We start from the raw sequence: 19,825 nt of genomic DNA on the forward strand, positions 1-19,825 counted from the left end.
GTCTGATCCACTCGGTTTCATTGATGTCGGGGTATCCCTGCGGCGGGAGAGCCCGACCACAGTGAGGCCGAGTTGATCAGGCGCGGTGCGCCCGGTGCGGCCGCCGGTAGGGCTCAGACCAGGCCGGCGTCGTGCACGAGCAGGGCCACCTGGACCCGGTTGTTCAGGTCCAGCCGGGTCAACAGCCGCGAGACGTACGCCTTGACCGTCGCCACACTCATGAACAGCTCTCCCGCGATCTGGGCGTTGGTCTGACCCCGCCCCAGCGCGACCGCCACCTGCCGCTCCCGATCACTGAGCCCGGTGAGCAACCGCAGTGCCCGCTCCCGGCGCGAGTCCGGACCGACCGGGCCGGCGGTGGCGGCGGCGGTCACATGGGCGATCAGCGTCCGGGTCACCGTCGGGGAGAGCGTCGCCTCACCGGCCGCCACCCGTCGCACGGCGTGCACGATCTCTGCCGGCGGGGTGTCCTTGAGCAGGAACCCGGCCGCCCCGGCACGCAGTGCCCGCAGCACCTGCTCGTCGGCGTCGAAGGTGGTCAGCACCAACACCTCCGGCGGGTGCGGCTGGGCGCGCAGCGCCTCGGTGGCGGTCAGCCCGTCCACCCGGGGCATCCGGATGTCCATCAGCACCACGTCCGGGGCGTACGCGGCGACGGCGGCCGGGACCTCGCCGCCATCGGCCGCCTCACCGACCACGGTCAGGTCCGGCAGGCCGCCGAGGATCATCGAGAGGCCGGCCCGGACCAGGGCGTCGTCATCCACGATCAACACGCGCACCGACGGCACGGCCGACTCCGGCCCGGCCGAGCCTGACGGCCTGGCGGCACCAGCGGACCCCGGCGCACCGGCAGGCCCCGGCGCGTCGGCGGGCACGGTCACGCCGGCCACGGCAGCCAGGCGGCCAGCCGGAAGTCGCCCGCGTCGTCCCGGCCGTAGGCCAACCGACCGCCGGCCAGGGTGACCCGTTCACTGATGCCGACCAGGCCGGTGCCGGCACCCGGCAGCGTGCCGCCGGCCGGTGCGCCGACCGGCCACCGGTTGCCGATCGCCACGGTCAGCCCGTTGCCCGGCCCGCCGGCCACGTCCACGGTGACCGCCGCGCCGGCCGCGTGCTTGCGGGCGTTGGTCAGCCCCTCCTGCACGATCCGGTACGCGGCCCGGCCCAGCGCCGCCGGCACCTCCCCCGAACGGTCGACGATGTCGCTGACGTTGACGTTGACGCCGGCCGAGCGCGATTCGGCGATCAGGGCCGGCAGGTCGGCGAGGGTCGGCTGGGGCGGCTCCGGAGCGTCGACGTCGTTGTCGCTCCCGGCGCGGAGCACCCCGATCACCTCCCGCAGGTCCTGCAGGGCGGCGTGCGCGCTGCCCCGGATCACCCCGGCCGCGCGGGCCACCTCGTCGGCCGGCGCGTCCGGGCGGAACTCCAGCGCGCCCGCGTGCAGGCTGAGCAGCGAGATCCGGTGCGCCAGCACGTCGTGCATCTCCCGGGCGATCCGGGTGCGTTCGAGGTGGCGGGCCTGGGCGACGCGGAGCTGCTGTTCGGCCTCGGCCCGCTCGGCCCGCTCGCGCAACGACACGATCAACTGCCGCCGGGCCCGGACGAACATTCCCCAGGCCAGCACGGCGAAGCTGAACACCACCCCCCAGGACGCGGTAGCCCAGTATGGCCAGGCCGGGTCCGGGCGTAGCCAACTGAAGACCAGGTTGGTGACCAGACCAGCGGCGGTCACCGCCATCGCGATGGCGGTCCGGCGATGCACCACCACCGTGAAGAACAGGACCAACAGTGGGATCGCGGCGGCCAGCGAGAACATGGTCAGCGGTGTGGTGGCCACCAGCAGCCCGAGGGGCCACCGGCGGCGCAGCCACAGCAAGCCGCAGCAGACCAGCCCGATCAGTGCGTCGGCGACGATCATCCAGTCGTGCGGAAGCGGGATCGCGATCGTCGGCTCCGGCGACAGGGCGTCCGCGGTGACGAACAACACCCAGAGCAGGGAGGCCAGGAACGCGAGGGTGTCCACGACCCAGTCGCGGGTGGTGCGGCGCGGATGGGTGCGCGAGCGGTCGGCCGGCACGGCCAGCTCCCCTGGCAGCAGCCAGGGGTGCTCCGGGACGGCGATGCTGCTCACGCACCCATGCTAGGCAGCATCGGACCTGACAACCAGCTACCAAAGTCGAGACCCCTCGGTCGACCATGGTCGACGCGGCACCGACCGGTGGCCGCAGCGGATGGCCGGGCGGCGCGGGCAGGCTCATCCGCATGATCACGGTAGAGAACCTCACCAAGCGGTACGGGCCACACCCGGCCGTGGACGACGTGTCGTTCCAGTGCGAGCCGGGCACCGTCACCGGCTTCCTCGGCCCCAACGGCGCCGGCAAGTCCACCACCATGCGGATGATCTGCGGCCTCACCGCGCCGACCGCCGGCCGCGCCACCGTCTCCGGGCACCCGTACCGGGAGCTGCCCAACCCCGGGCGGGAGGTCGGGGTGCTGCTGGACGCCTCCGCCCAGCATGCCGGACGCACCGGGCGTGAGGCGTTGACGCTGTCCGCGTACACCATGGGTCTGGACCGGCGCGAGGTCGCCGCGAAGCTCGACCTGGTCGGGTTGAACGCGGTGGCGGCGAAGCGTCGGGTACGGGCGTACTCGTTGGGCATGCGCCAGCGGCTCGGCCTGGCGCAGGCGCTGCTCGGCGACCCCCGGGTGCTGATCCTCGACGAGCCGGCCAACGGCCTGGACCCGGAGGGGATCTTCTGGATGCGCGGCCTGCTGCGCGACTTCGCCGACCGGGGCGGCACCGTGCTGCTCTCCTCCCACCTGTTGCGCGAGGTGGAGGCGGTCGCGGACCGGCTGGTGGTGATCGGGGGCGGCCGGATCGTGGCCCAGGGCGACAAGAACGAGCTGCTGGCCGGCGGCGGCACCGTGGTCCGGGCCCGCGACACCGCCGCGCTGCGCCGGGCACTGGAGACGGCCGGGTTGAGCGCCGCCGACAGCTCCGAAGGGCTGCTCGTGCAGGCCGACGCCGAGGCGATCGGCCAGGCCGCCGCCGATGCCGGCGTCGCGCTGGCCGAGCTGCGGCCCGCCAGCGGCGGTGGCCTCGAACAGCTCTTCCTCACCCTGACCGCCGGCGAATCCACCAAGGAGGCCGTCCGATGACCACCACCACCGCGCCCGCCGCCGGCGCCGTCGCGCCCCGGCACCACACTCCGGTACGCCGTCCGTCGCTGCTGCGGCTCTCCGCCGTGGAGGTGCGCAAGCTCGTCGACACCCGGGCCGGCCGTTGGCTGCTGATCACCATCGGCCTGGCCACCGCCCTGATCGTCACCCTGCAACTGATCTATTCGAAGGAGGCCGACCAGACCTTCCTCAACTTCTTCGTCCCCTCGCTGCTGCCGGTGTCGGTGCTGCTGCCGGTGCTCGGCATCCTGTCGATCACCAGCGAGTGGTCGCAGCGGACAGCCCTCACCACCTACGCCCTGGTGCCCCGCCGGGAACGGGTGGTCGTCGCCAAACTGATCGCCGTGATGCTGACCGCGCTCGCCTCGGTGCTGGCCAGTCTCATCTTCGCCACCGTCGGCACGCTTGTGGCGTCCGCCACCGGTGGGGCGGGCACCTGGGCCTTCGACTGGTCGCTGCTGCTGAACGCGGTGGTCATCCAGGTCACCAGCGTGTTGATGGGCGCGGCCTTCGGCCTGCTGCTGCTCAACCCGCCGTTGGCGATCGTCGGCTACTTCCTCCTGCCCACCCTCTGGGGGGTGCTCGGCGAGATGGTCAAGCCGCTGCGCGGCCCGTCCGAGTGGTTGGACACCAGCAAGACGATGGAACCGTTGTTCAGCAGCGACGCCGTCACCGGCGGGCAGTGGGGGCGGATAGCGGTGTCCCTGCTGGTCTGGATGGTCCTTCCGCTGGCCGCCGGTCTGTTCCGGACGCTGCGCCGCGAGGTGTCCTGACCATGGACATGGCCGGCAATCGACCACGCACCGTCGTCAGCGGCGGCGCGACAGAGCTGGCCGTCATGTGGGGCGGCTTCCCGCTTGTCGGCGCGGGCCTCGGATGGCTCCTCGCGGCGACGACCGGTTGGCTCGCCCGGTTGCCCTGGGTGCCGTTCGGTGACCTGGTCGAGTGGCTGGACCGGCTGCCCGAGCCGCAGGCCACTCTTGGCGCGGTCGCGGTGGGCGTCCTGGCCGGCCTGGTCGTCGCCGGGATCGGCACCGCCGAACGGCTGATCGTCACCGTCGACGCGGCGCAGGTCCGGCTGCGCCGCTCCGACCAGGACCAGACGGTCGCGCGGGCCGACGCCCGGGTGGTCTTCCTCGTCGACAAGCACCTGGTGCTGCTCGACGGCGACGGCGCGGAACTGGTCCGGGAGTCGACGGACCTGCCGGCCGCCCAACTGGCGGAGGCGTTCCGCACCCACGGCTGGGGTTGGGCGGACGACGATCCGCACCGGTCGGCGTACCGGCTGTGGGTGCCCGACCTGCCCGGTCTGCCCGCCGGCGCGAACGCGCTGCTGCGCGCCCGCGAGCGGGCGATCGAACGGGACCGCCGCGACGACGCCCGGGAACTGCGCCACGAGCTGGGCCGGCTCGGGGTGGTGCTGCGCGACAAGGGCAAGCGGCAGTACTGGCGGTTGACCCCCCGGGCCGTCGCCGCCGGGCCCGAGCAGCCGACTTCGGCCGAGCAGGAGCCGGACGGGCGGTAGCGTCTGTCCCAGGAGATCCTGGGAGCCGCGCGATGACCGAACAGCAGCCGTACCGGGTGGTGTCCCGCCACCCCGGCTTCGAACTGCGTCGGTATCCGGCCCACCTGGTGGCCGAGATGCAGATCCAGGCGTCGTTCACCCGGGCGCCGATCGAGGCGTTCCGGCCGCTGGCCGCGTACCTCGGCGGCGCCAACCGGGCCCGGCACCCGATCGGGACGGCCGCGTCGGCGCTGCCCGCGGCCAGCGGCTCGGAGAAGATCGCGATGACCGTCCCGGTGGTCCAGGTGGAGGGTGAGCGGCCGGGGGCGTACCTGATCCAGTTCGTGATGCCTGTCGTCTTCACCGCCGCCACCCTGCCCGAACCTGTCGACCCGAGGGTGCGGACCCGCGAGGTGCCGGGGCAACTGGCGGCGGCGATGCGGTTTTCCGGCCGGTGGACGGAGCAGGCGTTCAGCCAACGCGCCACCATGCTCGGCCGCTCGGTCACCGCGGCCGGGCTGCAACCCACGGGCGCGATCCGGTACGCACGCTTCGACCTGCCGTGGAAGCCGTGGTTCCTGCGCCGCAACGAGGTCGTGCTGCCGGTCGTCGAGTGATGCGCCGACGGCCGTCCGGCTACCGGCGGTCGTCGGGCGAGCTACCGGCGGTTGTCGGCGGTCGGCCAGGCCAGCAGCAGGGACATCCCGAGCCCGGAGAGCAGCCCGCACAGCGAGACCAACACGTCGGAGTCGGCCGCGTTGATCGGGCTGTTGCCGGCCAGCGCGGTGAACGTCGGCCCGATCGGCAGCAGGATCAGCATGGGGATGGCCGTGACCAGCAGGAACGCAAACGGTCCCACGAAGGCGGCGAGGGCGGCCAGAGCGTGGTGCCGCCAGATCGGCCGACCGCCCGGCCAGTCCCAGGCCAGCAGGGTGACCCCGGTGAGCAGCACGGCCCCGAGGGCCATCTCCGGCAGGAGTCGCGCCCCGGGCGCAACGGCACGGACCAGCCCCACGCCGAGCAGCGATGCCACGGCGAGGCCGGCCGCCAGCCCGACGCGGGACCGGGGCCGCGCCGGGGCCGCCGCCAGCGCGGCAGCGACGGTCAGGACGACGAGCAGCGCTGCGGTGGCCAGGGCGCCCTGGCGCAACTCCGGCTCCCGGTCCGTCGGTGACTCGATGCCGGCCGCCACGATCGTCAACACACCGGCCACACACGCCGCGCCCGTCAGCACCTTCCGATCGGCGGCTGGGGGCAGCCCGCGTTCCCAGCCCGCCAGGACCACCGCCAGCACGCCGAGTACCGCGCAACCGCCGACGGCGAGCAGCACCGTCGCCTGGACGCCGATCGGATCGACCCGGTCGATCGCGAGGTCGGCGGCAACCCAGAGACCACCGAGCACGACGGCCGTCCGGCTCCAGTGCCGAAGACCCCGGCCGGCCAGCACCAGCCCGAGCACCACCGCGATGATCGCCAGGAACCGCAGGTCGCGCGCCCAGTAGGCGTTGTTGCCCGGCAGGTTCTCCGACCACGGGCCGATCGGCTCGGTCAGCGGTTGCAGCACGGTCACGCCGAACGCCCAGAGCACGACGGCGGCGGCGCAGAGCAGCAGCCCGACCGGCCGCGCGAATCGCATCCGTGGACCGTAGCGGCCCGGCCGCTCCCCCGCGGGGCGGGGACGCGCTCATCCGACCAGCCCGACCGGTGACCGCGCGGGGCGGTAACGCAGCACCCGCCACGTCGGCAGCACGCTCGCCAGCGCCGCGAGCAGCAGGCACAGCCCCACCACACCGACGATCACCGACCACGGCACCACCAGGTCGACAGGGGCACCGACCTGCTCGGCGAGGCCGGCGCGGATGCTGAGCAGACCGACGAACGCGACCACCCCACCGAGCAGCGCGCCGATCAGCACCACCAGGGCGGACTCGGCCGTCACCAACCAGATGACCTGCCGCCGGGTCGCCCCGGCCATCCGGATCAGCCGCAGGTCGGCGGCCCGGCCGGCGGCGGCCAGCAGCAGCGTGTTCGCCACCGCGATGGCCCCGTAGCCGGCCGACACACCGATCAGCAGCAGGGTGAAGAGCCAGACGAGGCGGTCCTCGGCAGCGTCCGCCTCGGCCGCCCAGGTGGCGACGTCGACGATCCGCGCGCCGAGCGGAGGATCGATCCGGTCCCGCACGTACACGGTGGACGTCAGGGCCGACGGGTCGTGCGTCCGCACCACCGCCCGGGGCACGAGCAGGTCGCCGGGGAGCGAGTCGTCGGTGACCACGGCGACAACCCGAAGCGACACCAGTTCCCCGTCGGCGAAGACCACCGCGTACGGCTCGGACGGCCGCAGGTTCGCCGCGGCGGTCACCACCACCGTGTCGTCGCCACGCAGGTCGTCGAGCGAGCCGGCGACGACGGTGAGCGCCCGGTTCGCGGCGGCGAAGCCGACCGGGTCCACCCCGAGCGCGGTCAGTGGCCGGTCCGCCGGCAGCGTCGCCGGATCGGTGCGGAAGACCGTGGTCGGCAGGAGGGCGGTGCCACCGGTCGCGACAACCGCCTGGTCCGACAGACCCGGCGACCGGTCGGGCACCACGATCCAGCCGGCGTTGACGTTGTCCGCCCGACCTGCCGCGTACGCGGCGGTGGTGGTCTGCACCATCCCGGACACCAGCACCGCGAAGGCGACGGTGAGCAGCACCGGGGCGGCCGTGGACGCGGTCCGCCGGGTCGCGGTCAGCGCCCCGCCCCGGACCAGCATCCCGATCGCGCCACCACGCCGCCGGATCGGAGCGCGCAACAGTCGCACCACCGGCCCGACCACCGCCGGGGAGAGCACCGTGGCACCGGCCACCAGCGCCATCACCGCGTACAGGGCGTACTGCGCCCCGACGCGGGCCTCGTCGGCGGTCGCCGTCCCGACGCTGAGCGCGACCCCCGCCGCGACAAGCAGCGCGCCGGCGCCGACCCGCAGCCGCCCGATCGGCCGCTGCTCCACCGCCGCCTCGCGCAACGCCTCCAACGGTCGAACCCGGGCGGCCCGGCGCGACGCCGACCAGACGGCCAGTAGCGCGATCACCGGCCCGGCGACGAGCGAGAGCGCGATCGGCCATGGGGCGTACCGGACCCGGAAGGTCGCAGGTTCGAAGCCGACATCGACGAGCAGCCGACCCAGCAGCGGGGCGAGCACCGCGCCCACCAGCAGGCCGACGACCCCCGCCGCGACGCCGGCGACGAGCGCCTCGGCGTACACCAGGCGTCGGACCTGGCGTCCGGTGGCGCCGACGGCGCGCAGCAGGCCCAGCTCACGGCGGCGCTGCGCGATGGTGAACGCGAAGGTGGAGGCGACCACGAAGACCGTGACGAAACCGGCGAGGGCCGCCGTGCCGGTGAGCAACTGCATGCCGATCCAACGGGTGCGGGCGTCGTCGCGCGGCTCCAGCGCGCCACGCGCGTCGCCGGTCAGCACCCGTCCGTCCGGGCCGACGACACCGCGCGCCGCCGTGGCGACCCGCTCGGGGTCGGCCCCCGGCGCGAGCACCAGCCCGATGGCCCGGACGCCGGGCGCGAGCGCGGCGGCCACCTCGTCGGCGACCTGGACCCCGGGCGCGTCCACCAGACCGGTGACGGTGTACGACTCCGGGCCCGCCGCGGTGAGCAGGGTGACCGGCGCACCGGTACGCAACCCGAGCGCGCGGTCGACGACCACCTCGCCGGGCCGGCGGGGTGGTTCGCCAGCCGTCAGGCGCAGTCCGCCCAGTTGGGCGCTGGACCAGCCGTGCCCCTGGTGCGAGTCCTCCCGCCGGGGGTCGGCGGCCGGGGGTCGGCCGTCGATGAGCGGCTGGGCGTAGAAGGTCCGGTCCGGCACCGCCGCCGTGACACCGGGCAGGGCGGCCAGCCGGTCGACGAGTCCCACCGTGGCGGTGGCGGACCAGGGCCGGGTCGGCAGGAACGAGTCGGCCGACGCGCCCGCCTCGGGGCTCTGCACCACGACCGCGGCCCGCGCGAGCCGGTCCGGGACCTGGGGGCGACCGGAGGCGAGCAGCAGGGTGGCCGCCGCGACAAGCGCGACCCCGATCGCGACGGCCACGAACGCGCTTGCCGACCGCCGGATGCTCAGCACGACCGCTCCGCAGGCGTCGTCGCGAGCGTCTCCCGCTCGGCGATCCGGGCGGCGACGACCGCGGCGGTGATCTCGCCGTTCACGTCGTCGACAACGCGGCCGTCGGCGAGCAGCAGGACCCGATCGGCGTACGCGGCGGCGGCCGGATCGTGGGTCACCATCACCACGGTCTGCCCGTGGTCGTCGACGAGTGCGCGTAGCAGCCGGAGCACCTGACGGGACGCCGCACTGTCCAGTGCCCCGGTCGGCTCGTCGGCGAAGACCACCGCTGGACGGGTGATCACCGCGCGGGCTACGGCGACGCGTTGCTGTTCGCCGCCGGACAACTCACCCGGCCGGTGCCCGGCCCGGTCGGCCAGGCCCACGGCGTCGAGCGCCGCGGCCACGTCCCGGGCCGCCGGGCGGCGGCCGGCCAGGCGCAACGGCAACTCGACGTTCTGGGCGGCGGTCAGCGTGGACACCAGGTTGAAAGCCTGGAACACAAAGCCGATCCGGTCGCGCCGCAGCCGGGTCAGCGCATCCTCGCCGAGGTCGTTCAGGCGCGTTCCGTCGATCGTGACAACCCCCTCGGTCGGGCTGTCCAAACCCGCCGCGCAGTGCAGCAGGGTGGACTTTCCCGAGCCCGAGGGGCCCATCACCGCCGTGAACGTGCCGCTCGCGAAGCTGGTGCTCACGCCGTCGAGCGCCGTCACCCGCCGGGTGCCGGTGCCGTACACCGCGCGCAGCCCCGTCAGGGTCACCGTGTCTGTGGTCATGACCGCAACGGTGCCGGTTGACCGGGGTGTCGCGCGTCGTGCCGGAGCGGGCACTTTCCGACAGTCCTCCGGGTGGAGGCGGCGGCCCGGAAACACCCGCCCGTCGTCCTCGGTGATGACCACCCACGGGTGGACGCGGCCGACCCGGCCGGCGGATACCGTCGGGCAGGTGACCACCCCCCTGCTGACCCGGCGACTGCGGCCGGTGGACCTGTACCTGGTGGACGCCGTGCTCGCCCTGGCCGTCGGTGGGCTCCTCTGCCCGTACGCGGCGTTGGCGTCGCACGGTGGCGTACGCGAGCCGCTCTGGGTGTCCATCCTGACCGGGCTCGCCCTCGGGCTGCCGTTGGCCGTCCGACGCCGCTGGCCGATGGCGGTCGCGGTGGTGATCAGCGGCGGCACCACCCTGGCGCTGGTGACGGGGGTGATTCCCAACTTCGCCGCCGCCGCGCCGGCGTTCGCCATCGGCCTGTCCTTCTACACGGTGGCTGTGTCGACGGCCACGCGTCGGTCGGTGCTCTGCGCGGCCGGTTGTCTCGCCCTGGTCAGCGTCGGCCTGGTGGCGACCGCGGGTGACCTGTGGTCGCGGACCGGGGCGGTCGCCTACGCGGCCGTCATGATCACGCCCGCCTGGTTGATCGGCTGGCTGCTCCGGGAGCGGCGCGCCCTCGCCGTCCGGCAGAGTGACCAGCGGGTTCACCAGGCCGCCACGGAGGAACGACTGCGGGTGGCGCGCGAGCTGCACGACGTTGTCGCGCACACGCTGAGCCTCATCGTGGTCAAGGCTGCTGTCGCCAACCACGTCGCCGAGGCCGACCCCCGGGAGGCGGGAGCCGCCCTGCGGGTGATCGAGGAGACCGGCCGCAACGCGCTGACCGACGTCCGCCGGGTGCTCGGTCTCCTGCGTGAGGACACCCCGTACGCGCCGACGTTCGGCCTGGACGAGCTGCCCGCGCTCGCAAGGCAGGCGGCGATCGGCGGCGTCGACGTCCGGCTCGACGTCCGACGCGACGAACCGGACGGTACGGTGCCCGAGTCGGTGGGCCTCGCGGTGTACCGGATCGTGCAGGAGGCGGTGACGAATGTGGTGAAGCACGCGGCGCCTGCCGCCTGTCGGGCCCTGGTGACCGTCACCGCCGACGAGGTGCGGGTGGAGGTGACCGACGACGGCCGGCGTCCGGTCCTGCTCGGAGGGGAGGGCCACGGGTTGATCGGCATGCGGGAGCGGGTGGCGTTGCACGGTGGGGAGTTCCGGGCCGGGCCACGCTCCGGGGGCGGTTTCGCGGTGACGGCCAGCCTGCCCTACCGGGTGGCCGCGTGATCCGGGTGCTGATCGCCGACGACCAGGCGCTGCTGCGCGGGAGTTTCCGGCTGCTCGTCGATCTCGCCGGGGACTGCACGACGGTGGGCGAGGCGGGCACCGGCGTGGAAGCGGTCGCACTGGCCGGCCAGCATCGTCCGGACGTGGTGCTGATGGATGTCCGGATGCCGGAGATGGACGGCATCGAGGCGACCCGGCGGATCTGCGCCGACCCGGCGACGGCCGGCACCCGGGTCATCATCCTGACCACGTTCGACCTGGACGAGTACGTCTACGGCGCGCTGCGCGCCGGCGCCAGCGGGTTCCTGCTCAAGGACACCCCACCGGCGGACCTGCTGACCGGGATCCGGGTGGTCGCCGCGGGTGAGGGGCTGCTCGCGCCGACGGTGACCCGCCGGCTGATCGACGAGTTCGCCCGGCGGGCGGAGCCGACCCGGCCGTTGCCGCGCCACCTGGACGGGGTGACCGAGCGGGAACGGGAGGTGCTCACGCTCATCGCCCGTGGTCTGTCGAACGCGGAGTTGGCCGCGCGGCTCAATCTCAGCCCGGCGACGGTCAAGACGCACGTCGGGCGGTTGTTGACCAAGCTGGGGGTGCGCGACCGGGCGCAACTGGTCATCGTGGCCTACGAAACGGGTCTGGTGGGGCCGAGCGGCCTACGCTGAGCCGGTCGACCCGCACCCGAGGAGGAGAGCCATGACCCGGTACGTCGCCCTGTTGCGCGGGGTCAACGTCGGCACCACCCGGCTGGCGATGGCCGACCTGCGCCGGATCGTCACCGACCTCGGCCACGATGACGTGAAGACGTACCTGCAGAGCGGCAACGTGGCCTTCGGCAGCACCGTGCGTGACGCGGGGAAGCTGGCCGCCGGAATCGAGCGGGCGCTCACCGACGAGCTGGCGTTGACCGTGCCGGTGCTGGTACGCAGCGGCCGGGAGTTGGCGGCGGTGGTCGCCGGCAACCCGTACGCCGATCGGGAAGACGACCCGACCCGGCTGTTGGTGGCGTTCCTCGCGACCGCCCCGTCGCCGTCCACGGTGGATGCTCTCGCCGTGCCGGGTGGGGAGAACGTGTCGTTCACGGTGACCGGCCGGGAGGTCTTCCTGCATTTCGTCGACGGCGGTTACGGGCGGTCGAAGTTCACCAACGCGTACCTGGAGAAGAAGCTCGGCGTGGTGGCCACCACCCGCAACTGGAAGTCGGTGCGCGCCCTAGCGGAGCTGGCCGCCGGCTGACCGGGCGGGCGCGGGCGCCCGCCCGGACCCGATCAGAAGTGGTACGCGGTCTCGTACTCGGGCACCAGCACCCGGCTGCGCGGCGAGATCCGGCGCACCGCCGCGATCATGTCGGTCAACCGGGCGCGGTCGGTGTCGGCGACCGTCGGCGGGTTCTCCAACGGCGTCTCGAAGTTGTCGTAGTGCACCGGCACGATGACCTTCGGGTAGTCGAGGCCGGCCAGCAGCCGGGGCAGGTAGTCACCGGTGGTGGTGGCGCTCTGCATGGCCACCATCGCCACGTCGGGCGACAGGCCGGTGAGGTTGCGCTCGGCGACGTCGCTGGCCCCGGTGAAGTAGACCGACGGGCCACCGTCGACCCGCAGCAGGTAGCCGAGCGTGTCGCCCTCCGGCAGGTCCGCGATGGTCGCCGGCTGCGGCGGCTGGGTCACCCGCACCCCGGGAAAGGCCACCGAGTACGACGGGTTGCGACTGTGCAGCGAGCCGACCACCTCGACGCTGTGGTCCCCGAAGTCCAGCACCTCCCCACCCTGCACGGCGCTGAGCTGCGTCGACGGCAGCCCGTAGGCCAACCCCAGGTGGTACGCGGTGAGCGTGCCGAACACCCGTGCGCCGGTGCGCTTGGCGATGTGGGGCACGTCCATGAAGTGGTCCCAGTGCGTGTGCGTGACGAGCACCGTCATGGCCCTGTCGACGCGCGGATCGATCACGTCGGCGCGCACGGTCAACGGGGTGGCCGTCTGGAACGCGCCGGTGAACAGCCCGGTGTCGATCCGGCTGAGGAACGGGTCGACGAGGACCGTGCGGTCGGAGATGTCGACGCGCCAGCCGGCCGTACCCCACCAGCGGAAGCTGACCGCGCCCTTGCGGCGGGCAGCCGGGGTGGGTGCGGCGACCGGGGTGGCGGCCTGCGCCGGAGTGGCGGAGCCTGCGGCGAGGCCCCCGGCGGAGACGAGTGCGGTGCTGGCGGCGGCGTCGCGCAGGAAGCGACGGCGGTCGAGACTGGGCATGCGAATCTGCTCCCCGTGGCGTGGCTGTCTGTCGACCACGAGCCAACCAGCGCCACCGGGTCCCGGTCCAAGATCGAAGGCGGTCGGCTCCCATACGCCTCCACATATCGGGCCAGCTCAGGCGCGGCCCGCCGAGGCTGCGCCGGGTGCGAAATCAGTCGCCGCGCAGCGCCTCGACGGCCGCACGGGCGGCCTCCCCCATCGCCAGGTCCACGTCGATGCGGCGCGAGGCCAACCGGTCCGCGCGGGCGAAGACGGCAATCGCGTACCGGCCGCCGTCGGGGTATTCGGCGACGCCGGCCTCCAGGTGCAGGCCGGGCAGGGTGCCGGTCTTGCCGAATACCCGGACGCCGGGCGGAAACCCGGCGGCCAACCGGGTCCAGAAGATCTGCCGGGCCATCCAGGCGCGGACCATCGCGCACGCCGCCGCCGGACCGGCCTCGTCCCGCCAGATCAACGTGAGCAGTCGGGTGATCTCCCGGGCCGTGCTGGAGGTGGTGTGGGCGGGGTCGAAGACCCGCATGGCCCGGACCCGGTCCGCCGTCAGGGTGGGAAAGATCCGGGCGAAGTCGACTTCGGTACGGGCGCCCACGTCGGCGAGCATCAGCTCGACCAGTTCCCGGGGACCGCCCCGGATGCGGGTACGGGTCAGCCCCAGCTCGGCGGCGAGCATCGGCAGCAGATCCGCGCCGACCCGACGCAGCAGCAGGTCGGCGGCCGTGTTGTCGGTGACCGACATGGCGAAGTACGCGAGGTCGCGCAGCGACACCTCGGCGTCGTCGGCGCAACCGGCCAGGCCCCACCCGCCGAGCCGGTCGGCGGCGGTGACCAGGACCCGTTCGGTGGGGTCCAGTTGACCGGCCTCGACCTGCCGGGCGAACTCCAGCACCAGCAGGATCTTGAAGATCGAGGCGATCACCACCTGCTCGTCGGCCCGCACCCCGACCCCCGGACCGCCACCGACGCCAACGCCAACGCCGACGCCACCGTCGACGCCACCGTCGACGCCGACGCCACCGTCGACGGTCAGGTCCGCGGCGTCCAGGTCGACGGCGTGCAGGCTGGCCGTCACCCCCACGGCGGCGAAGATGGCCTCGATGCGCTCGCTGACGTCCACGCCAGCACGGTATCCAGCGGCAGCGGGCCGGCGCTGGCGTAGGGTCCGGCCGTGGATCTGCTCCGGCACCTGCGGCACTTCGTGGTGGTGGCCCACGAGTTGCACTTCGGGCGGGCCGCCGAGCTGCTCGGGATGGCCCAGCCGCCGCTGAGCCAGTCGATCCAGCGCCTGGAACGGGAGCTGACCGTCGAGTTGTTCGACAGGTCCCGCCGCCAGGTACGCCTCACCACGGCCGGTGAGCTGCTCCTCGGCGAGGCGGAGGAACTGCTCGCCGGTGCGGGTCGGCTGCGCAGCCTGATGGGGCAGGTCCGCGCGGGTGAGCTGGGCGTACTCCGGGCCGGGGTGCCGCCGGAGACGCCCGCGGTGACGCTGCGCTCGCTGCTGGACGGGCTCACCAGCCGGGCGCCCGGCCTGGACGTGGAGCTGCACGAGCTGACCACCGCCGAGCAGGCCCGGATGCTCACCGAGCGGACCCTGGACGTGGGCCTGGTGCACCACCCGGTGACGGCGGACGGGCTGCGTTTCGGCACCCCGGTCGACGTACCCCTCGGGGTGTTGCTGCCGCGCGCGTCGCCGCTGGCCCGCGACCGCGCGGTGGCGCTGGCGTCGCTGGCCGATCTGGATCTGGTGACCGCGCCCCGGGCGACCGCGCCCGGGTGGCACGACCACCTGTTGACGGTGTGCCGGCAGCACGGTTGGCGACCAGCCCGGGTCCGGCCGGCCCGCAACCCGGAGTTCCTCTTCGGGCTGGTGCTCGCCGGCGGCGCGGTGGCCGTGGAACCGGCGACGGTGGCGCGTCGGGAACCCCGGATCGCCTGGCGGCCGATCACCGGCGCGTCGCTGGTCCGGCGCACCTCGGCGGCGTGGCCGGACCGGTCGGCGCACCCGGCGGCGCCGATGTTCGGGCAGCTCGCCGCCGAGGTGCTGGCCGACGCCGAGCCCGTCGTGCCCGCGCCGGCGTCGGTGCCGGCAGCCCGGCCCTGGCCGGTGCTCTTCGACATGACCGGGTGAACAGATCGTGCGTTGCCCTCGTCACCCCGGGTTGGCCGGTGGATCGCCGTGCGCTCGGGTATGGATGACAGGCAACGAAGACGACGCGAAGGAGCCGCAATGGCCAACACCATTCCCGACATCAGCCTGAACGACGGCACCACCATTCCGCAGCTCGGCTTCGGCGTGTTCCAGATCGAGCCGAAGGACACCGTCGCGGCGGTGACGACGGCCCTGGAGACGGGCTACCGGCACATCGACACCGCCGAGATGTACGGCAACGAGGCCGAGGTCGGCGAGGCGGTCCGCGTGTCCGGCCTCGAACGGGGTTCGGTCTACGTGACAAGTAAGTTGAACAACGGCTTCCACCGCCCCGACGACGCCCGTCGGGCGTTCGACTCGACGCTCGCGGCGCTGAAGATGGACTACATCGACCTGTTCCTGATCCACTGGCCGCTGCCGACCCTGTACGACGGTGACTACGTCTCGACCTGGAAGGTGCTGGAGGAGTTCCAGCGCGACGGCCGCGCCCGTTCGATCGGCGTGTCGAACTTCCAGGTGGCACACCTGGAGCGACTGGCCGCCGAGGCGAGCGTCGTGCCGGCGGTGAACCAGATCGAGGCGCACCCCTACTTCACCAATGACGAGGTCCGCGCCTACGGCCGCGAGCACAACATCCTCACCGAGGCGTGGTCGCCGATCGCGCAGGGCAAGGTGCTCGACGACCCGACGGTGGTCGACATCGCCGGGCAGCTCGGCCGCACCCCGGCGCAGGTGGTGCTCCGCTGGCACGTGCAGCGCGGCGACATCATCTTCCCGAAGTCGACCACCCCGAAGCGGATCGAGGAGAACACCCGGATCTTCGACTTCGAGCTGGACGACGCGGGGATGGAGCGGATCACCGCGCTGGGCAAGGGCGAGGCCGGGCGGCAGGGCCCGAATCCGGACACCTTCGCCTACCTGCCCAACTGACCTGAGCCGCCGGCGCCGTACCGCAGGGTCATGACTGTGACTCTGCGGTATGGCGCTCTTCGGCCAGGTCAGGAGCCGACGCGCTCGGCGATCCGGCGGAACACCGCGTGGGTCGGCGATCCGGGCTCGGCAACGTAGACGATCATCCGCTGGTCGGTCTCCGGCACCAGCAGGACACGGCACTCGAACTCCAACTGCCCCAGGTCGGGGTGCGGCACCCGCTTGACGACCGGACGGCGTTCCGCGACGTCGTGCTCGGCCCAGAGCTGGGCGAACCGGGGCGAGGTGCCGAGCAGTTCGGTGACCAGGTCGCGGATCGCCGGGTCGGCCGGGTAACGGCCGTAGGCGGCCCGCAGGTCCGCGACCGTGCCGCGCACGAATCGGAGCACCTCGGCATCGGCCCAGTGCGCGCCGGTCGCCGACTGCCGGAACGTCCACCGGATCATGTTGCGGTCCGCGTCGGGCACGGCCGCGAGATCCCCCACGAAGTACGTGGCAAGCCGGTTCCAGGCCAACACGTGGTACGCGGCGTCGACGAGGTACGCCGGGGTTTCGGTCATCGCGTCGAGCAGGTGCCGCAGCCCGGGAGGAACCTCCCGGCTCGGCCCGCCGACCGGTGGCGGATTTTCCCCGGCGATCCGGAACAGGTACTCCCGCTCGTCCCGGCTCAGCAGCAGCGCCCGGGCCATCGCGGCGAGCACCTGCCGGGACGGGTGCGGCCCCCGGCCCTGCTCCAGCCGGATGTAGTAGTCGATCGACATCCCGGCGAGCTGGGCGACCTCCTGTCGGCGCAGGCCGGGGGTGCGCCGGCGTATCCCGTCGGGGAGGCCGACCTCGGCGGGGCTCAGGCGGGCGCGGCGGGTGCGCAGGAACGCCGCCAGTTCGTCGCGCCGCAGACCGCTGCTCGTCATGCCTCCAGCATGCCGCGACCCGGGTCCGCGAGGGTGGTACCGCCGGTCCCAGCCTCGGCCCGTCTCTCCCCCGGGGCCGCCGGCGCCGACAGGCTCGACGGCATGACGAACATGACCGCCCTGATCACCGGGGCCAACAAGGGGATCGGCTTCGCCACCGCCCGGCAGCTCGGCGCCCTCGGGATGACCGTGCTGGTCGGCGCCCGCGACGCCGAGCGCGGCCGGACAGCGGAACGGGAGCTGCGCGACGGCGGCGCGGACGCCCGGTTCGTGCCGCTGGACGTCACCGACGCCGAGTCGGTGGCGGCAGCCGCGAAACTCGTGGCGACGGAGTACGACCGGCTGGACGTGCTCGTCAACAACGCCGGCATCATCCTCGTCGACGGAGAGCGGGCGCTGCCCAGCGAGACGACAGTGGAGACGCTGCGCGGGGTGTACGAAACGAACGTGTTCGGGGTGGCGACGGTGACCAACGCGCTGCTGCCGCTGCTGCGCCGGGCACCGGCGGCCCGGATCGTCAACGTCTCCAGCGAGGTCGGCTCGATCGCGGTGATGACCGACCCGGCCGGCGCGCTGTTCGCGTTGACCTCCGTGCCGTACCCGTCGTCGAAGGCGGCGCTGAACATGCTCACCGCCATGTACGCCAAGGAGCTGCGGGACACCCCGATCAAGGTGAACGCGGCGAACCCCGGCTACTGCGCCACCGACTTCACCAGCCACCACGGCTTTCGCACGGCCGATCAGGGCGCCGAGGTGAGCGTGCACCTGGCGACGCTGCCGGCCGACGGCCCGAGCGGCCTGCTCTGGGGCTTTCAGATGGACACCGGCGGTGGCTACGGCGTACTGCCCTGGTGACGGAGCGCTTGACCTGGAGCGCACTCCAGCCGTCAGGGTGATCCGCAGGCGCCCACCCGCAGGGCGCACGGAAGGAGATTCCCATGCGGTACCGCACGATCGGCACCGACCCGGCGACCCGGCGCGAGGTCAGTGTGCTCAGCCTCGGGGCCATGCTGTTCGGCAGCGCCACCGACGAGGCCACCTCGTACGCGATCCTCGACCGGTACGTCGAGGCCGGCGGCACGTTTATCGACACGTCGGACAACTACGCGTTCTGGGTGGACGGCGGGCAGGGCGGGCAGAGTGAGGAGTTGCTCGGCCGGTGGCGGCGCAGCCGAGGCGTCGGCGCCGAGATCGTCATCGCCACCAAGCTGGGTGCCCGACCGCTGGCCCCAGGGACCAGCTATCTGGACAACGCCGAGGGCCTGTCGGCGAAGGTGATCCGCGAGTCGGCGGAGCGCAGCCGGCAACGGCTCGGGGTGGAGCGGCTGGACCTGCTCTACGCGCACATCGAGGACCGGACCGTGCCGCTCCAGGAGACTGTGGAGGGCTTCGCCGAGCTGGTCGCCGAGGGCACGGTGGGTCTGCTGGGTGCCAGCAACCACCGGGCCTGGCGGGTGGAGCGGGCTCGCGCGTTGGCCACCGCCGCCGGCCTGCCCGGATACGAGGTGCTCCAGTACCGCCACAGTTACCTGCCGACCCGCACCGACCTGGTCAGCGAACTGGACCCGGACGGCGACCCGGGCGGTGTCGGCGGTGACCTGCGCAGCTACCTCCGAGCCGAGCCCGAGCTGACCCTGGTGGCGTACTCGCCGCTGCTCAGGGGGGCGTTCACCCGGGCCGACAAGCCGCTCGGCTCGGCGTACGACCTGCCGAGCGCGCCACGGCGACTGGCCGCGCTGCGGGACGTGGCCGGGCAGAGCGGCGCAACCGTCAACCAGGTGGTGCTCGCCTGGTTGCTGGGCGGGACCCTGCCGTCCATTCCGCTGGTGGGCGCCTCCTCGGTGGCCCAACTGGAGGAGAGCCTGGCGGCGGTCGACCTGGAGCTGACCGCCGAGCAACGACACCGCCTCGACACGACCTGGTGACCTGTCACCGGCCGCCCCGCCGACCTCAGCTCACGGTCGGTGGGGCGGTCAGGTCGAGCTGCCAGTCGTTGGCACGCATCAGGTGCCCCGGCGGGTATTCGAAGCCGGTCTCACCGAGCAGCGTGAACCCGGCCTTGCGGCAGACCGCGTTCGAGGCGGCGTTGTCGACCGACGGGTAGGCGTGGGCGTGGCGGTGGGTCCGCCGGGCGCGGGCCACGTCGACCACCGCGCGCACCGCGGCGGTGGCCAGCCCCTGCCCCCGGTACGCGGGCAGCACCGCCCAGCCCATCTCGTAGACCTGCTGCTCCCGCCACTGCCGGGACCAGTAGGCGACGCTGCCCACCCGCGCGCCGTCCGGCAGGACCATGACGAACATGCAACCCTGGCCGTTGTCGGCGAAGTGCACGTATCGCTCGTGCCGGGCGAGCACCTGCTCGTCGGTCTCCGGGCCGCCGGTGTGCTTGCGCGTCTCCGGGGTGTTGAGCCGCCGCAGCAGGTCGAGGTCCTCCTCGCGCCACGGGTCGATGCGTACCTGAGCCATCCCATTCCCCTGTCCGTCGACCCCAGTCAAGCCGATCCGCGCCGATGTTCCGCCCCGAAACGCCGCCCGCTAGATGTACTGCCCAAGGAGGTTGGTTAAGCGGGTGATGGGTGGGCGTTTGCCGATCGCGGTGTGGGGCCTGTGGTGGTTGTACTCGTGTAGCCAGGCGGGTAGGGCGTTTCGGCGGGCCGACTCGCTGGAGTACATCCGTTTGAATGCCCAGCCCTGGGCCATGGTGCGGTGGAAGCG

21 protein-coding genes are annotated in these 19,825 nt (G+C 73.2%); 11 read left to right on the forward strand and 10 right to left on the reverse strand.

Annotated elements, in window-relative coordinates:
- Nucleotides 1-113 precede the first annotated feature (113 nt).
- Nucleotides 114-899: a response regulator gene (locus ACFYPM_RS29990; RefSeq protein WP_387204090.1), complete on the reverse strand. Its 786-nt coding sequence runs from the start codon at nt 897-899 to the stop codon at nt 114-116.
- Nucleotides 878-2,131, reverse strand: a complete 1,254-nt coding sequence (locus ACFYPM_RS29995) for a sensor histidine kinase (protein ID WP_387204022.1) — start codon at nt 2,129-2,131, stop codon at nt 878-880. The genes ACFYPM_RS29990 and ACFYPM_RS29995 overlap by 22 nt, the downstream gene beginning before the upstream one ends.
- 131 nt (nt 2,132-2,262) lie before the next feature.
- Between ACFYPM_RS29995 and ACFYPM_RS30000 the strand changes: the two genes are divergently transcribed.
- The 4 genes from ACFYPM_RS30000 to ACFYPM_RS30015 are packed head-to-tail and all read left to right on the forward strand — an operon-like array spanning nt 2,263 to nt 5,301.
- Nucleotides 2,263-3,159, forward strand: a complete 897-nt coding sequence (locus ACFYPM_RS30000) for an ABC transporter ATP-binding protein (protein WP_387204025.1) — start codon at nt 2,263-2,265, stop codon at nt 3,157-3,159.
- The gene (locus tag ACFYPM_RS30005) at nt 3,156-3,953 is read left to right on the forward strand and encodes an ABC transporter permease (RefSeq protein ID WP_387204028.1); all 798 of its coding nucleotides are present in this window, start codon (nt 3,156-3,158) and stop codon (nt 3,951-3,953) included. The genes ACFYPM_RS30000 and ACFYPM_RS30005 overlap by 4 nt, the downstream gene beginning before the upstream one ends.
- Nucleotides 3,954-3,955: 2 nt before the next feature.
- A complete protein-coding gene (locus ACFYPM_RS30010) occupies nt 3,956-4,705 on the forward strand; it encodes a hypothetical protein (protein WP_387204031.1) in 750 nt (249 codons plus the stop codon).
- A gap of 32 nt (nt 4,706-4,737) precedes the next feature.
- Nucleotides 4,738-5,301 carry an SOUL family heme-binding protein gene (locus ACFYPM_RS30015; RefSeq protein ID WP_387204034.1) on the forward strand — a complete coding sequence of 188 codons (564 nt, stop codon included), beginning with the start codon at nt 4,738-4,740 and terminating at the stop codon, nt 5,299-5,301.
- 41 nt (nt 5,302-5,342) lie between these two features.
- On the opposite strand, the gene ACFYPM_RS30020 is transcribed toward ACFYPM_RS30015, so the two are convergent.
- The 3 genes from ACFYPM_RS30020 to ACFYPM_RS30030 are packed head-to-tail and all read right to left on the reverse strand — an operon-like array spanning nt 5,343 to nt 9,553.
- On the reverse strand, nt 5,343-6,320 hold the full coding sequence (locus tag ACFYPM_RS30020) for a hypothetical protein (protein WP_387204037.1): 978 nt from the start codon (nt 6,318-6,320) through the stop codon (nt 5,343-5,345).
- A 48-nt stretch (nt 6,321-6,368) separates the two neighbouring features.
- Nucleotides 6,369-8,798 carry an FtsX-like permease family protein gene (locus ACFYPM_RS30025; RefSeq protein WP_387204039.1) on the reverse strand — a complete coding sequence of 810 codons (2,430 nt, stop codon included), beginning with the start codon at nt 8,796-8,798 and terminating at the stop codon, nt 6,369-6,371.
- The gene (locus ACFYPM_RS30030) at nt 8,792-9,553 is read right to left on the reverse strand and encodes an ABC transporter ATP-binding protein (protein WP_387204042.1); all 762 of its coding nucleotides are present in this window, start codon (nt 9,551-9,553) and stop codon (nt 8,792-8,794) included. Before ACFYPM_RS30030 ends, ACFYPM_RS30025 begins: the two co-directional genes overlap by 7 nt.
- 169 nt (nt 9,554-9,722) lie before the next feature.
- Between ACFYPM_RS30030 and ACFYPM_RS30035 the strand changes: the two genes are divergently transcribed.
- The 3 genes from ACFYPM_RS30035 to ACFYPM_RS30045 are packed head-to-tail and all read left to right on the forward strand — an operon-like array spanning nt 9,723 to nt 12,110.
- A complete protein-coding gene (locus ACFYPM_RS30035; protein ID WP_387204045.1) occupies nt 9,723-10,874 on the forward strand; it encodes a sensor histidine kinase in 1,152 nt (383 codons plus the stop codon).
- A complete protein-coding gene (locus ACFYPM_RS30040; RefSeq protein ID WP_387204048.1) occupies nt 10,871-11,539 on the forward strand; it encodes a response regulator in 669 nt (222 codons plus the stop codon). Before ACFYPM_RS30035 ends, ACFYPM_RS30040 begins: the two co-directional genes overlap by 4 nt.
- Before the next feature lie 31 nt (nt 11,540-11,570).
- The gene (locus ACFYPM_RS30045; RefSeq protein WP_387204051.1) at nt 11,571-12,110 is read left to right on the forward strand and encodes a DUF1697 domain-containing protein; all 540 of its coding nucleotides are present in this window, start codon (nt 11,571-11,573) and stop codon (nt 12,108-12,110) included.
- 32 nt (nt 12,111-12,142) lie between these two features.
- Here ACFYPM_RS30045 and ACFYPM_RS30050 read toward each other — a convergent pair whose 3' ends face one another.
- Nucleotides 12,143-13,120 carry an MBL fold metallo-hydrolase gene (locus ACFYPM_RS30050; RefSeq protein WP_387204054.1) on the reverse strand — a complete coding sequence of 326 codons (978 nt, stop codon included), beginning with the start codon at nt 13,118-13,120 and terminating at the stop codon, nt 12,143-12,145.
- Between the two features lie 154 nt (nt 13,121-13,274).
- Nucleotides 13,275-14,237, reverse strand: a complete 963-nt coding sequence (locus ACFYPM_RS30055; RefSeq protein WP_387204057.1) for a serine hydrolase — start codon at nt 14,235-14,237, stop codon at nt 13,275-13,277.
- A 51-nt stretch (nt 14,238-14,288) separates the two neighbouring features.
- Here ACFYPM_RS30055 and ACFYPM_RS30060 point away from each other — a divergent pair, with 51 nt between their 5' ends.
- Both ACFYPM_RS30060 and ACFYPM_RS30065 read left to right on the forward strand, forming a co-directional pair.
- Nucleotides 14,289-15,248: a LysR family transcriptional regulator gene (locus ACFYPM_RS30060; RefSeq protein WP_387204060.1), complete on the forward strand. Its 960-nt coding sequence runs from the start codon at nt 14,289-14,291 to the stop codon at nt 15,246-15,248.
- A gap of 99 nt (nt 15,249-15,347) precedes the next feature.
- The gene (locus ACFYPM_RS30065; RefSeq protein WP_387204063.1) at nt 15,348-16,199 is read left to right on the forward strand and encodes an aldo/keto reductase; all 852 of its coding nucleotides are present in this window, start codon (nt 15,348-15,350) and stop codon (nt 16,197-16,199) included.
- A gap of 68 nt (nt 16,200-16,267) precedes the next feature.
- Here ACFYPM_RS30065 and ACFYPM_RS30070 read toward each other — a convergent pair whose 3' ends face one another.
- Complete coding sequence (locus ACFYPM_RS30070) at nt 16,268-17,110, reverse strand: helix-turn-helix transcriptional regulator (RefSeq protein ID WP_387204066.1); 843 nt, start codon at nt 17,108-17,110, stop codon at nt 16,268-16,270.
- A gap of 102 nt (nt 17,111-17,212) precedes the next feature.
- Here ACFYPM_RS30070 and ACFYPM_RS30075 point away from each other — a divergent pair, with 102 nt between their 5' ends.
- Both ACFYPM_RS30075 and ACFYPM_RS30080 read left to right on the forward strand, forming a co-directional pair.
- The gene (locus ACFYPM_RS30075; RefSeq protein ID WP_387204069.1) at nt 17,213-17,965 is read left to right on the forward strand and encodes an SDR family oxidoreductase; all 753 of its coding nucleotides are present in this window, start codon (nt 17,213-17,215) and stop codon (nt 17,963-17,965) included.
- 83 nt (nt 17,966-18,048) lie between these two features.
- The gene (locus ACFYPM_RS30080) at nt 18,049-19,035 is read left to right on the forward strand and encodes an aldo/keto reductase (RefSeq protein ID WP_387204072.1); all 987 of its coding nucleotides are present in this window, start codon (nt 18,049-18,051) and stop codon (nt 19,033-19,035) included.
- Nucleotides 19,036-19,060: 25 nt separating this feature from the next.
- On the opposite strand, the gene ACFYPM_RS30085 is transcribed toward ACFYPM_RS30080, so the two are convergent.
- Nucleotides 19,061-19,576, reverse strand: a complete 516-nt coding sequence (locus ACFYPM_RS30085; protein WP_387204075.1) for a GNAT family N-acetyltransferase — start codon at nt 19,574-19,576, stop codon at nt 19,061-19,063.
- Nucleotides 19,577-19,645: 69 nt separating this feature from the next.
- The coding region (locus ACFYPM_RS30090; RefSeq protein WP_387204078.1) for an integrase core domain-containing protein at nt 19,646-19,825 on the reverse strand (180 nt) is incomplete at its 5' end.

This window comes from Micromonospora sp. NPDC005203 (genome assembly GCF_042872705.1).
Lineage (GTDB): Bacteria > Actinomycetota > Actinomycetes > Mycobacteriales > Micromonosporaceae > Micromonospora.